The organism is Curvibacter cyanobacteriorum (assembly GCF_028649475.1).
In the GTDB taxonomy this organism is placed as follows: Bacteria; Pseudomonadota; Gammaproteobacteria; order Burkholderiales; family Burkholderiaceae_C; genus Curvibacter; species Curvibacter cyanobacteriorum.
In genome coordinates this window covers 52434-67810 of record NZ_JAQSIP010000014.1, presented here as the reverse complement: position 1 = coordinate 67810, position 15377 = coordinate 52434, and the positions used below count along the sequence as shown (strand labels likewise).

General features: G+C 69.6%; 15 protein-coding genes. 13 read left to right on the top strand and 2 right to left on the bottom strand.

All coding sequences use genetic code 11. The features are described from left to right. Positions 1–38 precede the first annotated feature (38 nt). From PSQ40_RS20740 to PSQ40_RS20725, 4 genes are all read left to right on the top strand, one after another. Positions 39–710 (top strand): SDR family oxidoreductase, encoded by a 672-nt coding sequence (locus PSQ40_RS20740; RefSeq protein ID WP_273953800.1) that lies wholly within the window; start codon positions 39–41, stop codon positions 708–710. A 46-nt stretch (positions 711–756) separates the two neighbouring features. Then, entirely contained in the window at positions 757–1887 is a 1131-nt protein-coding gene (locus tag PSQ40_RS20735) for an acyl-CoA dehydrogenase family protein (RefSeq protein ID WP_273953799.1), read from the top strand. Positions 1888–2026: 139 nt separating this feature from the next. Further along, entirely contained in the window at positions 2027–2485 is a 459-nt protein-coding gene (locus PSQ40_RS20730) for a YchJ family protein (RefSeq protein WP_273953798.1), read from the top strand. Between the two features lie 45 nt (positions 2486–2530). Next, complete coding sequence (locus PSQ40_RS20725) at positions 2531–3199, top strand: HAD family hydrolase (protein ID WP_273953797.1); 669 nt, start codon at positions 2531–2533, stop codon at positions 3197–3199. Between the two features lie 27 nt (positions 3200–3226). Here the strand turns inward: PSQ40_RS20725 and PSQ40_RS20720 are convergent, their stop codons facing one another. Together PSQ40_RS20720 and PSQ40_RS20715 are read right to left on the bottom strand one after the other, a co-directional pair. Next, positions 3227–3901: a glutathione S-transferase family protein gene (locus PSQ40_RS20720; protein WP_273953796.1), complete on the bottom strand. Its 675-nt coding sequence runs from the start codon at positions 3899–3901 to the stop codon at positions 3227–3229. A 129-nt stretch (positions 3902–4030) separates the two neighbouring features. Beyond that, positions 4031–5095: an AraC family transcriptional regulator gene (locus PSQ40_RS20715; protein WP_409338636.1), complete on the bottom strand. Its 1065-nt coding sequence runs from the start codon at positions 5093–5095 to the stop codon at positions 4031–4033. A gap of 125 nt (positions 5096–5220) precedes the next feature. Here PSQ40_RS20715 and PSQ40_RS20710 point away from each other — a divergent pair, with 125 nt between their 5' ends. The 9 genes from PSQ40_RS20710 (at position 5221) to PSQ40_RS20670 (ending at position 15348) form a co-directional block, all read left to right on the top strand. Continuing rightward, on the top strand, positions 5221–6942 hold the full coding sequence (locus PSQ40_RS20710) for an AMP-binding protein (protein WP_273953795.1): 1722 nt from the start codon (positions 5221–5223) through the stop codon (positions 6940–6942). Between the two features lie 24 nt (positions 6943–6966). Further along, entirely contained in the window at positions 6967–8571 is a 1605-nt protein-coding gene (locus PSQ40_RS20705; protein ID WP_273953794.1) for a carboxyl transferase domain-containing protein, read from the top strand. A gap of 40 nt (positions 8572–8611) precedes the next feature. Continuing rightward, entirely contained in the window at positions 8612–9403 is a 792-nt protein-coding gene (locus PSQ40_RS20700; RefSeq protein ID WP_273953793.1) for an enoyl-CoA hydratase/isomerase family protein, read from the top strand. Positions 9404–9409: 6 nt separating this feature from the next. Next, the gene (locus PSQ40_RS20695; protein ID WP_273953792.1) at positions 9410–10594 is read left to right on the top strand and encodes an alpha/beta hydrolase family protein; all 1185 of its coding nucleotides are present in this window, start codon (positions 9410–9412) and stop codon (positions 10592–10594) included. A gap of 17 nt (positions 10595–10611) precedes the next feature. Then, positions 10612–12609: an acetyl/propionyl/methylcrotonyl-CoA carboxylase subunit alpha gene (locus PSQ40_RS20690; protein WP_273953791.1), complete on the top strand. Its 1998-nt coding sequence runs from the start codon at positions 10612–10614 to the stop codon at positions 12607–12609. Positions 12610–12656: 47 nt separating this feature from the next. Continuing rightward, positions 12657–13586, top strand: coding sequence for a 2-hydroxyacid dehydrogenase (locus PSQ40_RS20685; protein ID WP_273953790.1), 930 nt, complete (start codon positions 12657–12659; stop codon positions 13584–13586). 37 nt (positions 13587–13623) lie between these two features. Further along, entirely contained in the window at positions 13624–14532 is a 909-nt protein-coding gene (locus tag PSQ40_RS20680; RefSeq protein WP_273953789.1) for a hydroxymethylglutaryl-CoA lyase, read from the top strand. Positions 14533–14605: 73 nt separating this feature from the next. Next, positions 14606–15112 carry a YbaK/EbsC family protein gene (locus PSQ40_RS20675; protein ID WP_273953788.1) on the top strand — a complete coding sequence of 169 codons (507 nt, stop codon included), beginning with the start codon at positions 14606–14608 and terminating at the stop codon, positions 15110–15112. Next, positions 15109–15348 carry a DUF1289 domain-containing protein gene (locus PSQ40_RS20670; RefSeq protein WP_273953787.1) on the top strand — a complete coding sequence of 80 codons (240 nt, stop codon included), beginning with the start codon at positions 15109–15111 and terminating at the stop codon, positions 15346–15348. The genes PSQ40_RS20675 and PSQ40_RS20670 overlap by 4 nt, the downstream gene beginning before the upstream one ends. Positions 15349–15377 lie beyond the last annotated feature (29 nt).

Here is a 15377-nt window from a genome sequence, read left to right as displayed (position 1 = left end):
TGCCGCCCCCCGGCGGCCATCCCACCCCAGGAGAACCCATGGCTCAAACCACCCTCATCATTGGCGCCTCGCGCGGTCTGGGCCTGGAACTGGTGCGCCAGTCCCTGGCGGCGGGCGAGCGCGTGATCGCCACCGTGCGCAGCGACGCCGCGCGCAGCGCCCTCACTGCCTTGGGCGCCCAGGTGCTCAAGGTGGACGTCAGCAACCCGGCCAGCGTCAGCGGCCTGGCCTGGCAACTCGATGGTGAAAAGATCGACCGTGCCTGGTACGTGGCCGGCCTGATGGACCGCGGCAACGCCCTGTCGCCACCGACCCAGCAAGCCTTTGACACGCTGATGCACGCCAATGTGCTGGGCCTGATGCAGGTGCTGCCCCAGGTCATGCCGCTGGTCGAGGAGGCGGGCGGCGTGTTCGCGGCCCTGTCCAGCAGCATGAGCCAGATCGAGACCGTGCCCAACAGCAGCGCCTGGCTGTACCGCGTCAGCAAGGCCGCCGTGAACATGGCGGTGGCGGCGGCCCAGCACGACTACCCGCGCGCCACCTTGGTCACCATCGACCCGGGCTGGGTGCGCACCGACATGGGTGGCGACAGCGCGCCCTTGTCGGTCACCGACAGCGTGCAGGGCCTGCGCCAGACGCTGGCCGGCCTCACGCCAGCCGACCGCGGTCGCTTGTTGCACCACGACGGCCGACGCGCCAAACACTGGTGAGCGCCGACGCGCCTCACCCCCCGATTTCTAAGAACAGGAGACCCCCATGTTGTTGACCTCTGAGCAGGAAATGATCCGTGACGCGGTGCGTGATTTCGCCCGCGAGCAACTCTGGCCGCACGCGGCCCGCTGGGACCGCGAACACCACTTCCCGCGTGACGCCCACCAGGGCCTGGCCGCGCTGGGGGCCTACGGCATCTGCGTGCCCGAGGCCTACGGCGGCGCCGGGCTCGACACCATCAGCCTGGCCCTGGTGCTGGAAGAAATCGCCGCCGGCGACGGTGGCACCAGCACGGCCATCAGCGTCACCAACTGCCCCGTCAACGCCATCCTGATGCGCTACGGCAGCGAGGCCCAGAAGCAGCAGTGGCTGGTGCCACTGGCGCAAGGCCAGATGCTGGGCGCGTTCTGCCTCACCGAACCCCAGGTCGGCAGCGACGCCTCGGCGGTCAAGACCACCGCGCAGCGCCAGGGCGATGAGTACGTGATCCAGGGCGTCAAGCAGTTCATCACCAGCGGCCAGAATGGCCATGTCGCCATCGTCATCGCGGTCACCGACAAGGCCGCAGGCAAGCGCGGCATGAGCGCCTTTCTGGTGCCCACCAACGCGCCCGGCTACCAGGTGGCCCGCTTGGAGGACAAGCTGGGTCAGCACAGCAGCGACACCGCGCAGATCAACTTTGAGCAGTGCCGCATCCCGGCCGAGAACCTGATCGGTGCCGAGGGCGAGGGCTACAAGATCGCCCTGTCGGCCCTGGAGGGCGGGCGCATCGGCATCGCCGCGCAAAGCCTGGGCATGGCGCGCAGTGCTTTCGAGGTGGCGCTGGACTACGCCAAGCAACGCGAGAGCTTTGGCACCGCCATCTTCAACCACCAGGCGGTGGGCTTCCGCCTGGCCGACTGCGCCACCCAGCTGGAGGCGGCGCGCCAGTTGATCTGGCACGCTGCGGCGCTGCGCGACGCCGGCCGTCCCTGCCTCAAGGAAGCCGCCATGGCCAAGCTGTTCGCCAGCGAGATCGCTGAAAAAGTGTGCAGTGCCGCCATCCAGACCCTGGGCGGCTATGGCTATGTGAACGACTTTCCGGTGGAGCGCATCTACCGCGATGTGCGCGTGTGCCAGATCTACGAAGGCACCAGCGACGTGCAGAAAATTCTGATCCAGCGCGCACTGGCCTGATCGGCGCGGATCGCGCGGGCCCCGGTGGGGCGCGCGCACCCGGGGCCAGCGAGCGCCCGGGCCTTTTAGAATGCGGGCTTCACCACCCGCTGGCGCGGGCAGCGCTTGGCAACGCGAAGCGGCTGGCCTGTGTGCAACCTTGTCCCTGACCCCTTCTTCCCTCTGTCCCTGCGGGCGACTGGACTCCCGCCGCCGGCCCCGGGCCTGGTCCGACTGCTGCGGCCCCTGGCTGGACGCGTTCGACACCCAGCCCGCGCCCGACGCCGAAGCCCTGATGCGCTCGCGTTACAGCGCCTACGTGCTGGGCCGGTCGGACTACCTGCGGGCCACCTGGCACGCCAGCACCTGCCCGGCCGACCTCCAACTCGACCCCGCAGCCGAATGGCTGGGCCTGACCGTGCGCGGCCACTGGCCGGCCGGGGCGCGGGCCGAGGTCGAGTTCCTGGCGCGTTACCGCCAGGCGGGCCGGGTGCAGCGCCTGCAAGAGCGCAGCCGTTTTGTGCGCGAGACGGTGCGCCAGACCTTGGCGGGCCCCGATGAAACCGCACCCGCCCTGGCGCGCTGGTTTTACCTGGACGGTGATTTCAAGGCGCGCTGAGGCGTGCCGGTTCATGAACGATGTTGGCTGCTGGAGTGTGCCGAGATGACCCCTTTTGAGGCTGTGCTGTTTGATTGCGATGGTGTGCTGGTGGACAGCGAGCCCATCACCAACGGTTTGCTGCGCGACATGCTCGAAGAGCTGGGCTGGGTGCTGACGCCCGAGGAGTGCTTTCGCGTCTTTGTGGGCAAGGCGGTGCGTGATGAGCGCGCCAACATCGAGGCCCAGTCCGGCCGCCCGCTGACCGAGGCCTGGATGGCCGACTTCTACGCGCGGCGCAACGCGGCGCTGAGCGAGCGCCTGACCGCCATCGAGCACATCCATGAGGCGGTGCAACGGGTGCACCAGCACCACGGCGGGCGCATCGCCTGCGCTTCGGGGGCTGATCGCTTCAAGGTCGAACTGCAGCTCAACAAGGTCGGCCTGGCCTCGTATTTCGAGGGCCGCGTGTTCAGCGGCCAAGAGATGCCGCGCAGCAAGCCGGCCCCCGACGTGTACCTGGCCGCCGCCGCTGCGCTGCAGGCAGACCCGCGCCGTTGCGCGGTGGTCGAGGACACCGTCACCGGTGTCACGGCCGGCGTCGCGGCAGGGGCCACGGTGTTCGCCTACCTGCCGCATGGCGCGCTGCACGACACCCGTGCCGACCTGCTGGCCGCCGGCGCGTCGCAGGTGTTTGGCAGCATGGCCGAGCTGCCCGCGCTGCTGGGCTGCTGACCTGCCCCGGCGGCGGGCGGCCGGGCCTCAGTTGGGCCGCGTGTCCGGGGCCGGGGTCACGGGCACGCCCTGGTCCAGCGCCGCCTGGTGCTGGGCGGCCAGCGCCCGCGCAAACCCAGGACGCGCCTGCAGCCGCTGCCAGTAGGCCTGCACGGCGGGCGGCATGGCGCTGAGCAGGTCGAGGTGGCCGGCCAGCATCAGCGCGTAGCCCACCGACACCTCGGCGGCCGTGAAGCGGCCCGCGCACAAGAACTCGCGCCCGTCCTGCAGCGCCAGGTCCAGGGCTTTCAGGCGGGCCAGGAACCAGCGCGCATAGTCCTGGGCCACCTGGGGCTGGCGCCGCTCGGGCGGCTCGAAGTGCTGGTAGCGCAGCACCAGGGTTTGCGGAAAGGTCAAGGTCGCCTCGCCCTGGTGCAGCCAGTTCAACCAGGCGCCGTAGTCGGGCTCGTGGGGCTGCAGGGCGAGCGCGCTGCCGGCCCCGCGCGTGGCCAGGTACTGGCACATGGCGGCCGACTCGGTCAGGCGCACCGCGCCGTCGACCAGCAAGGGCACGGTGCCCAGCGGGTTGTCGGCCAGGAACTCGCGCTTCAGCGCGCGCGGTGGGAAGGGCAGCATGCGCAGGGTGTAGGGCAGGCCCAGTTCCTCGAGCATCCACAAGGGACGAAAGGACCGGGCGCTGACGCAGTGGTGCAGGGTGATCATGGTGGGCAGGGAGCGTGCGTTGGTTGGGCGGGCGATGGGGGTAGCAGGGCTGGCGCCAGCGTAGTCCGGCCCGCGGCACGGTGTGCGCCCTTGTGACCACAAATGGCGACATCGCGCCGCGCCGGCGCCTCAAGCCGGGTCGGGCTGGCGCCTGAACTCGGCCGGGGAGTGTCCGGTCCAGTCGCGGAAGGCGCGGATGAAGCTTTTTTCGTTGCGGAAGCCCGCCGCCTCGGCCACCTGCTTGATGGGCTTGTGGGTGCGCAGCAGCAGCTCGGTGGCGCGGTCGCGCCGCACCTCGTCCTTGAGCGCCTGCAGCGTCGCGCCTTCTTCCTTGAGCTGGCGGTGCAGGGTGCGCGGCGAGATGTGCAACCAGTGCGCCAGCGCCTCGGCGCTCTGGGTCTCCTGCGGCTGGCTGACCAGCAACTGGCGCACCCGCTGCACCAGCAGGCGGTCGCGCCGGTACTGCAGCACGGTCAGCGGCAGGGCGCGTTGCAGCATCTGCTGCAGCGCCGCTTCGTCGCGGCGCAGGGGCATGTGCAGGTAGCGTGCGTCGAAGTCGATGCGCGCCTGCTCGACTTCAAACTGCACTGGCCCCGGGAACAGCAGCGGGTAGACGCTGGCGTGCGGCGGCGCCGCGAACGGAAATTGCGCTTGCAGCAAGGGCAGGCGCGAGTCGATCAACCAGCAGGCCAGGCCATGGATGTTGCGCAGCACCGAGACCAGGCAGAACTCGCGTTGCGCGCCCAGCTCGCGCCGCTCTTGCAGCGTGATGCTGGCGCGGCTGCCCTGCTCGCTGGTGTGCAGCAGCAGGTCGCTGGCGATCAGGCCGTGGTGGCGGCACCAGCGCTTGAGCGCCACGCCCAGCGTGGGGGCACTGATGGAGGCGCGGGCCAGCATGCCGTAGCTGCCCCAGGGCAGGCGGCGCTCGAACCAGCCCAGCGCTTCGTCGTCGAGTTCCTGCATCGCCGCGCCCGACAGCAGTTCCATTTGCAAGGCGGTGATGCGTTGGCGGCTGTCTTGCACGGACTCTGGCGCGATTTGTGCGGTTCTCAAGGCCTGGTCGGGGCTCAGTCCGCGCTGTGCGTATGCCCGCACAATCGCCTGGACAAAGGCCATCGGTGTAGCGGCCTGAGGGGGCGTGGGCGGGGACGTGCGGCGCGCGCTGGCGGGCCGGTCGGGGGACGCGTGGGGCATGCGCAGAGTTTGCCAAGTGCTGGCGCAATATGCAACCTCGTTGGCCCCAGTGCCGGGGCGCTGCGGTCGTATGCTGGCGACTCGCCGCGCCCGGCGCTGCGCCCTTTGCCCGAGGAGACAAGAACATGAGCCATGCGACCGCGTTGTCGCCCGGTCTGAGCCACGACCGGGGCCGCACCGACACGCCCCTGATCGACGCCACGCTGGGCGACTTTTTTGACGCCATGGTGGCGCGTGATCCCGAGCACGAAGCCCTGGTCAGCCGCCACCAGGGCCTGCGTTTCACCTACCGCCGCCTGCAGCGCGAGGTCAACCGCCTGGCCAGCGCCCTGCTGGGGCTGGACCTCACGCGCGGGGACCGCATCGGCATCTGGTCGCACAACAACGCCGAATGGGTGCTGATGCAGCTGGCCACCGCCAAGGTGGGCCTGGTGCTGGTCAATGTCAACCCGGCCTACCGCACGTCCGAGCTGGAATACGCCCTCAACCTGGTCGGTTGCAAGGCCCTGGTCACCATGGCGCGCTTCAAGACCAGCGACTACATTGCCATGCTGCGCGAGCTGGCGCCCGAGCTGGCCCACTGCCGTCCCGGCGCCTTGCAGGCCGCACGCCTGCCCGCACTGCGCACTGTGGTGTGGATCGACGAGGCCGAGCAGGGCGAAGACCAGGCCGGCCTGATGCGTTTTTCCAGCCTGATGGCGCGCGGCGATGTGGACGACCCGCGCCTGCCTTCGTTTGCCGCGGTGCTCCAGCCCGACCAGCCGATCAACATCCAGTTCACCAGCGGCACCACCGGCCACCCCAAGGGCGCCACGCTGACCCACCGCAACATCCTGAACAACGGCTACTTCATTGGCGAGGCCATGAAGCTCACCCCGGCCGACCGCCTGTGCATCCCGGTGCCGCTCTACCACTGCTTTGGCATGGTGCTGGGCAACCTGGCCTGCCTCACGCACGGCGCCACCATCGTCTACCCGAACGATGGCTTCGAGCCCTTGAGCGTGCTGCAAACCGTGCAGGACGAGCGTTGCACCGGCCTGCATGGCGTGCCCACCATGTTCATCGCCGAGTTGGACCACCCGCGCTTTGCCGAGTTCGACCTGTCCAGCCTGCGCACCGGCATCATGGCCGGCTCACCCTGCCCGACCGAGGTCATGAAGCGCGTGGTGCGCGACATGCACCTGAGCGAGATCACCATCGCCTACGGCATGACCGAGACCAGCCCAGTCAGCTGCCAGAGCCGCACCGACACGCCGCTGGCGCAGCGCGTCTCCACCGTGGGGCAGGTGCAGCCGCACCTTGAAATCAAGCTCATCGACCCCGACAGCGGCGCCGTGGTGCCGCGTGGGCAGTCGGGCGAGCTGTGCACGCGCGGCTACTCGGTGATGCACGGCTACTGGGGCGACGAGGCCAAGACCCGTGAGGCCATCGATGCCGAGGGCTGGATGCACACCGGCGACCTGGCCACGATGGACGCCGAGGGCTACGTCAACATCGTCGGCCGCATCAAGGACATGGTGATCCGCGGCGGCGAGAACATCTACCCGCGCGAGGTCGAGGAGTTCCTCTACCGCCACCCCAAGGTGCAGGACGTGCAGGTGGTCGGCGTGCCCGATGCGCAGTACGGCGAGCAGCTCTGCGCCTGGATCGTGACCAAGCCCGGCCAGACCCTTGACGAGGCCGAGGTGCGCGACTTCTGCCGCGGCCAGATCGCGCATTACAAAGTGCCGCATTACATCCGTTTCGTGACCGGTTTCCCGATGACGGTGACCGGCAAGATCCAAAAATTCAAAATCCGCGACACCATGAAAGACCAGCTCGGTCTGACCGAAGCCAAGACCGCTTGAGCGTCGCCCCCGGAGCCCACCACCATGATCCTCGAAAGCCAACTCAACCCCCGCTCGGCGGACTTCCAGGCCAACGCCAGCGCCATGCAGGCCCTGGTCGATGACCTGGGCGTGCAAGTCGCCAAGGCCGCCGCGGGCGGCGGTGAAGCCGCCCGCGCCAAGCACACCGCGCGCGGCAAGCTGCTGCCGCGCGAGCGCGTGCAAATGCTGCTCGACCCGGGCACGCCCTTTCTCGAGCTCAGCCCGCTGGCCGCGCACGGCATGTACAACGGCGACGCACCGTGCTCGGGCGTCATCACCGGCATTGGCCGCGTCAACGGCGTGGACTGCCTGATCGTCTGCAACGACGCCACGGTCAAGGGCGGCACCTACTACCCGATGACGGTCAAGAAGCACCTGCGCGCGCAGGAGATCGCGGCGCAGAACCACCTCACCTGCATCTACCTGGTCGATTCCGGCGGCGCCAACCTGCCCAACCAGGACGAGGTCTTCCCGGACCGCGACCACTTCGGCCGCATCTTCTTCAACCAGGCCAACATGAGCGCCCAAGGCATCTCGCAGATCGCGGTGGTGATGGGCAGCTGCACGGCCGGTGGCGCCTACGTGCCTGCGATGAGCGACGAAACCATCATCGTCAAGAACCAGGGCACCATCTTCCTGGGCGGCCCGCCGCTGGTGAAGGCCGCCACCGGTGAGGTGGTGAGCGCCGAAGACCTGGGCGGTGGCGATGTGCACACCCGCCTGTCGGGTGTGGCTGATCACCTGGCCCAGAACGACCTGCACGCGCTGGCGCTGGCCCGCCAGGCCGTGAAGAACCTCAACGCGCGCAAGGCCGATCCGCTGCAAGGTGCGCCGGCGCTGCCGCCGCGCTACGACGCGCGCGAGCTGTATGGCGTCATCCCCACCGACACCCGCAAGCCCTTCGATGTGCGCGAGATCATCGCGCGCATCGTCGACGACAGCGAGTTCGACGAGTTCAAGGCCCGCTTCGGCACCACCCTGGTGACCGGCTTTGCGCGCATCGAAGGCATGCCCGTGGGCATCATCGCCAACAACGGCATCCTGTTCTCCGAGTCGGCGCTCAAGGGCGCGCACTTCATCGAGCTGTGCTGCCAGCGCAAGATCCCGCTGGTGTTCCTGCAGAACATCACCGGCTTCATGGTGGGCCGCAAGTACGAGAACGAAGGCATCGCGCGCAACGGCGCCAAGATGGTCACCGCGGTGGCCACCGCCAGCGTGCCCAAGTTCACCATCATCATCGGCGGCAGCTTTGGCGCCGGCAACTACGGCATGTGCGGCCGCGCCTACAGCCCGCGTTTCCTGTGGATGTGGCCCAACGCGCGCATCAGCGTCATGGGCGGCGAGCAGGCGGCCAGCGTGCTGGCCACCGTCAAGCGCGATGGCATCGAGGCCAAGGGCGGCCAATGGACGCCCGAGGAGGAGGAAGCCTTCAAGTCCCCGATCCGCCAGCAGTACGAGGTGCAGGGGCACCCCTACTACGCCACGGCCCGCCTGTGGGACGACGGCGTGATCGACCCCGCCGACACGCGCCGCGTGCTGGCGCTGGGCCTGTCGGCCTCGCGCAACGCCCCGATCGAAGACACCCGTTTCGGCGTCTTCCGCATGTGACGGCCGCGCCGCGCTGAACCCAACACCTGGCACCGACCCCATGAGCCCCTCTGCCCCTTCCCTGGTCGTGACCCCCGGCCCCGTGGCCCGCGTCACGCTGAACCGCCCCGACGTGCGCAACGCCTTCAACGAAGCGGTGATTGCCGAACTCACACAGGCCTTCTTGCAACTCGGGGCCGACCCCGAGGTGCGCGCCATCGTCCTGGCGGGCGAGGGCCCGGCGTTTTGCGCCGGCGCCGACCTGAACTGGATGCGCCGCATGGCCGACTACAGCCGGGCGCAAAACCTGGCCGACGCCGAGCAACTGGCCGAGATGCTGCGCGTGCTCTACGCCTGCCCCAAGCCCACCGTGGCCCGGGTGCAGGGCGATGTGTACGCGGGTGGCACCGGTCTGGTGGCGGCCTGCGACATCGCGATCAGCGTCGACACCGCGGGCTACTGCCTCAGCGAGGCGCGGCTGGGCCTGATCCCCGCCACCATCAGCCCCTACGTGATCCGCGCCATGGGCGCGCGCGCCGCGCACCGCTACTTTTTGACGGCCGAGCGCTTCAGCGCCGCCGAGGCCTTGCGCATCGGCTTTGTGCACGAGGTGGTGGCCGCCGACCAACTCGACACCCGCGTCAACGAGGTGGTGGCGCAGTTGCTCAACGCCGGTCCGCAGGCCGTGCGCCTGGGCAAGCAACTGGTGCAGGACGTGGCGGGGCGCGACATCGACGCCGCGCTGATCCGCAGCACCGTGGAGGGCATTGCCGACGTGCGCGTCAGCCCCGAGGGGCGCGAGGGCATCCAGTCCTTCCTGCAAAAGCGCAAGCCCAACTGGCTGCTGGGTTGATCGGTCATGGCCTGGTTGACATCCATGCGTCGGGGGCGGTGGGCCCTGTTGGGCAGCCTGGTGGCCTGGCAGGCGCTGGCGCAAGCCCCGGCCAGCCCGGCGCCGACGGAGCCGCCGCCCGCGGTCGACCTGCGCGAGGAGGTGCGACGCATCCCCGTGCGCGTCAAAGACCTGTACGGGCGCGAAGAAAGCCGTGACATCCCGGTCACCGTGTTCCGCCCCCGCGGCACGGGGCCCTTCCCCCTGGTGATCTTCAACCACGGCCGCGCGGTCAGTGCCAAGCGGGCCCAGCAGGGGCGGCAGCGCTACGAGCACATCGCGCGCTACCTGACCCACAAGGGCTTTGTCGTGCTGGTGCCCACGCGCGTGGGCTACGGCGAAACCTACGGTGACTTCGACCCCGAAAGCAGTGGCTCCTGCAACGCCCCGCGTCTGGAGCCGATGGCCAAGGCCGCCTCGGACCAGGTGCTGGCCACCTGGGCCTGGGCCCGCAGCCTGCCCGAGGTGGATGCCTCGCGTTGGCTGGTCATGGGCCAGTCGGTGGGCGGCCTGACGGCGGTGGCCACCGTGGCCCGCCAGCCCGAGGGCTTGCTGGGCGGCATCAACTGGGCGGGCGGCAGCGGTGGCGACCCCGATCAGCGCACCGGCAACCCCTGCAGCCCGCACGCGCTGCAAGCGCTGTGGCGACGGCAGTCGACGCCCGACCTGGCGCCCACGCTGTGGCTGTACTGGGAGAACGACCGCTACTGGGGCCCCGAGATCCCGCGCCGCTGGTTCCAGGCCTGGCGCGAGGGCGGGGCGCCCGCCGAGTTCCACCAGTTCGCCCCCTCGGGCACCGACGGCCACAGCGGCAGCACCGCCGACATGGACCACTGGGTGCCGCAGGTGGATGCGTTCCTGGCCCGGCTGGGCTTCCAGCAAGCCGGCCTGCCGCCGCTGCCGCCGGCCCAGGCCTCGGTCGCCGTGACCGACGTCGAGCGGGTGCCCGTGAACGAGAACGCGCGCACCCAGTTCTATCAAAAGTTCCTGGCCAGTCCGCTGCCACGCGCCTTTGCCATCAGCCCCACCGGGGCCTTGGGCTGGGCCACGGGCGATTGGGCTGTTGGCCGTGCCCTGGGTTTCTGCCAGGCGCGCCGCGGCGAGGTTTGCAAGCTGTACGCCGTGGACAACACCGTTGTCTGGGCCCCCTGAGTTTTGGAGTCAACGCTATGTTCAAGAAGATCCTGATCGCCAACCGGGGCGAAATCGCCTGCCGCGTCGCCGCCACGGCCCGCCGCATGGGCCTGCAGACGGTGGCCGTCTATTCCGATGCCGACGCCCAGGCCAAGCATGTGGCGGCCTGCGACGAGGCGGTGCATGTCGGCGGCAGCGCCCCCAAGGACAGCTACCTGCAGTGGCAGCGCATCATCGCCGCGGCCCAGGCCACGGGCGCCGAAGCGGTGCACCCGGGCTACGGTTTCCTGAGCGAGAACGAAGAGTTCGCCGAGGCCTGCACCGCTGCGGGCCTGGTCTTCATTGGCCCGCCGGCCTCGGCCATCCAGGCCATGGGCTTGAAGGCCGAGTCCAAGCAGCTGATGGAGAAAGCCGGCGTGCCCCTGGTGCCCGGCTACCACGGCCGTGACCAGGACCCCGCCTTGCTGCAGCGCGAGGCCGACCGCATCGGCTACCCGGTGCTGATCAAGGCCAGCGCGGGCGGCGGCGGCAAGGGCATGCGGGCGGTGGAGCAGGCGGCGGACTTTGCCGAGGCCCTGGCCTCCTGCCAGCGCGAGGCGCGCAACAGCTTTGGCGACGACGCGGTGCTGATCGAGAAGTACGTGCAGCGCCCGCGCCACATCGAGATCCAGGTCTTTGGCGACCAGCATGGCCAATGCGTGTACCTGTTCGAGCGCGACTGCTCGGTGCAGCGCCGCCACCAGAAGGTGCTCGAGGAAGCCCCGGCCCCGGGCCTCAGCCCGGCCCTGCGCGAACAGATGGGCCAGGCCGCCGTGGCCGCGGCGCGCGCCGTGAACTACGTGGGCGCGGGCACGGTGGAGTTCATCGTTGAACAACGCGCCGACGGCAGCATGAACTTCTTCTTCATGGAGATGAACACCCGTTTGCAGGTCGAGCACCCGGTCACCGAAGCCATCACCGGCCTCGACCTGGTCGAGTGGCAATTGCGCGTGGCCGCCGGTGAGCCGCTGCCGCTGCAGCAGTCCGAGCTGCGCCTGCAGGGCCATGCGATCGAGGCCCGCATCTGCGCCGAGAACCCCGACAACCAGTTCCTGCCGGCCACCGGTCGCCTGAACGTCTACCGCAAGCCCGCCTGCACCAGTTTTGAGCGCGGCGTGGTGCGCATCGACGACGGCGTGCGCGAGGGCGACACCATCAGCCCCTACTACGACTCCATGGTGGCCAAGCTGATCGTGCACGGCGCCACCCGCGAAGAAGCGCTGGCCCGCCTGGACCGTGCCCTGGCGCAGACCCACATCGTGGGCCTGGCGACCAATGTGCAGTTCCTGCGCCATGTGCTGCGCAGCGACTCGTTTGCCCAGGCGCGGCTGGACACCGCGCTGATCCCGCGCGAGCAGGCCGTGCTGTTCCACCAGGAGCGCCTGGGCCTGGCCGTGGCCAGCGCCGCGGTGGTGGCCCACACCCTGGCGCAGGAGCAGGCCCAGGCCGGCGCCGACCCCTTCAGCCGGCGCGATGGCTGGGCCTCGCACGGCGAGCCGGTGCGCCGCTTTGGCCTGGTGTTCCAGGACCAGCCGCACGAGGCGCGCCTGCTGTACCGCCATGACGGCAGCCTGCAGCTCAGCGTGGGCGAGCACAGCGGCGCCCTGCAATGGCGTGCCCTGCCGCAAGGCCTGGAGATCACCTTCGCGGGCCAACGCCTCACCGTGCAGGTGGACCTGCTGGGCGACGTGGCCCATGTGTTTGCCGCCGCGGGCGCGACCCGCATCACCGTGGTCGACCTGCTGGCCCACGCCGGCGAAAGCCAGTCCGAAGGCGGCCGCCTGACCGCGCCCATGCCGGGCAAGGTGGTGTCGTTCGCGGTCAAGGCGGGCGACCAGGTCAGCAAGGGCCAGGCCCTGGCCGTGATGGAGGCCATGAAGATGGAGCACACCATCGCCGCCCCGGCCGACGGTGTGGTGCAGGAGCTGCTGTTCGCCCCGGGCGACCAGGTGGGCGACGGCGCCGAGTTGCTGCGCCTGGTGGCCGCGGCCTGAGCCGGGGTGACAGCGTCGCCCGGGCCTTGATGGCAGACTTCAGCCCCATGCACATCACCCTTTGCCTCACCGACACCAAGCCCGAACCCTGGCTGGCGGGCTTGCAAGCCGCCTGGCCAGAAGCCACCCTCAGCGTCTGGCAGCCCGGCGCGCCGCCGGCCGATTACGCCGTGGTCTGGGCACCGCCGCAGCAGTTCCTCGATGAACAGAGCGGTCTCAAGGCCCTGTTCAACATCGGCGCTGGCGTCGATGCGCTGATGCAAAAGCGCATCGCGCCGGGCACCCTGGTGGTGCGCCTGGACGACGCCGGCATGTCGGTGCAGATGGCCGAGTTCGTGACCCATGCCGTGATCCGCCACTTCCGTGAGCTCGACGGTTACCAGGCCGATGTGGCCCAAGGCCGCTGGTCTTACCGCAAGCCGCGCAGCCGCGCCGCCTGCCAGGTGGGCGTGTTGGGCCTGGGCGTGCTGGGCGAGCGCGTGGCGCGGGCCCTGCAGGTGTTCGAGTTCCCGGTGCGCGGTTTCAGCCGCAGCCCCAAACAGATCGAGGGCGTGGCCTGTTACTCGGGCGCCATGGACGGCGCCGGTCTGCACGACTTTCTGGCGGGCCTGCAGGTGCTGATCTGCCTGTTGCCGCTGACCCCTGAGACCGAAAACATCCTCAACCGCGACAACCTGTCGCGCCTGGCCCGCGGGGCCCACGTCATCAACGTGGCGCGGGGCGCCCACCTGGTCGAAGCCGACCTGCTGGACCTGCTGGCCAGCGGTCAGCTCTCCGGCGCCACGCTGGACGTGTTCCGCACCGAACCGCTGCCCGCCGGTCACCCCTTCTGGCAGCACCCCCAAATCACCGTCACCCCGCACACCTCGGCGCGCACGCTGCGCGAGGAAAGCATCGCCCAGATCGTGGGCAAGATGCGCGCGCTGCAGCGCGGCGAGCCCATCGCCGGGGTGGTGGATCCGGTGCGCGGCTACTGAGCCGCGCGCGCTCACCTCCACAGGAAGGCTTCTTTCCATGACTCTCCCCAGCCGCGTCAAATTGGTCGATGTGGGCCCCCGCGACGGCCTGCAGAACGAAAAGCAGGCGCTCTCCGCCGAACTCAAGATCGGACTGGTGCACCGCCTGCAGGACGCGGGCCTCAAGCACATCGAGGTCACCAGCTTTGTCAGCCCCAAGTGGGTGCCGCAGATGGGGGACAACGCCGAGGTCATGGCCGGTCTGCAGCGCCGCGACGATGTGCGCTACGCGGTGCTGACCCCCAACCTCAAAGGCTACGAGGCCGCGGTGCTGTCGCGGCCCGACGAGGTGGTGGTGTTCGGCGCGGCCAGCGAGGCCTTCAGCCAGAAGAACATCAACTGCTCGATCGCCGAGAGCATCGAGCGCTTTGCGCCGGTGGTGTCGGCGGCATTGGCGGCTGGCATCGCGGTGCGCGGCGCGATCTCCTGCACCGTGGGCTGCCCTTATGAGGGCGACATCGCACCCGAGCGCGTCACGCTGGTGGCCCGCTTGATGAAGGACATCGGCGTGCAGCACATCGGTGTGGCCGACACGATTGGCGTGGGCACGCCGCGCAAGGTGCAGCGCGCCATGGAGGCTGCGCTGCAGGTCTATGCGCTCGACGAGGTGTCGGGTCATTTTCATGACACCTATGGCCAGGCCCTGGCCAACACCCTGGCTACGCTCGAGATGGGCGTGTGGCAGTACGACACCTCGGTCGCCGGCCTGGGCGGCTGCCCTTACGCCAAGGGCGCCACCGGCAATGTGGCCACCGAGGACGTGGTCTACATGCTGCACGGCATGGGCATCGAGACCGGCATCGACCTCGACCGCCTGATCGACGCCGGCGTCTACATCAGCCAGGCGCTGGGCCGCCAACCCAACTCGCGGGCCGCCACCGCGGTGCTCAACAAGCGCCTGGGCTGAGCCCCTGGCGCCCCGTGGGGGGCGCCAACACGGCACAATGCGCTCCGTGTTGAACCGAGGAAACGTCGCAATCATGTGTGGTGCCGAACTGAAATCTTTGCCCGACGGCGTGCAGCGCGTGGCCGCGCTGCTGCAAGACAAGGGCCATCCCCATGCGCCCCAGATGCTGGGCGAGTCCTGCCGCACCGCGCAGCAGGCCGCTGACACCCTGGGCGTGGCCGTGGGCCAGATCGCCAAGAGCATCATCTTCCGCCGCAAGGCCGACAACGTGGCCGTGCTGGTGATCGCCTCGGGCGACCGCCGGGTGGACGAGAAAAAGGTCGACGCGCTGGTGGGCAAGACCGGTCGCGCCGATGCCGACTTTGTGCGGGCCAGCACCGGCTTTGCCATCGGTGGCGTGTCGCCGGTGGGCCATTTGAACAAGCCCGTCACCCTGATCGACCGCGAGCTGTTCCGCTTCGAGGAAGTCTGGGCCGCGGCCGGTCACCCGCATGGGGTGTTCCGCCTGCGCCCGCAGGACCTGGCGGGGCTGACCGATGGTGCGCCGGTGGCCGACGTGGTGCAGGACGTGGCCGCATGAGCCGCTCACTCGCCCCCCTGGCCGAGAAGGCCCGGGCCGCGCTGGCCGCGGTCGACAACGTGCCCTCGCCCTGCATTTCGGTCTGCCGCATGACCTCCGACCGCAGCGTGTGCGAGGGCTGCTTCCGCACCCTGGACGAATTGCGGGCCTGGAGCGGCGCCAGCGACGCCTACAAGCGCGGCGTCTGGCAGCAGGTGATGTTGCGCAGCGGCCTGGTCCAGCCCGACCCGGTCTGACGATCCTTCCCCCCTTCGCCCCAGGCCTC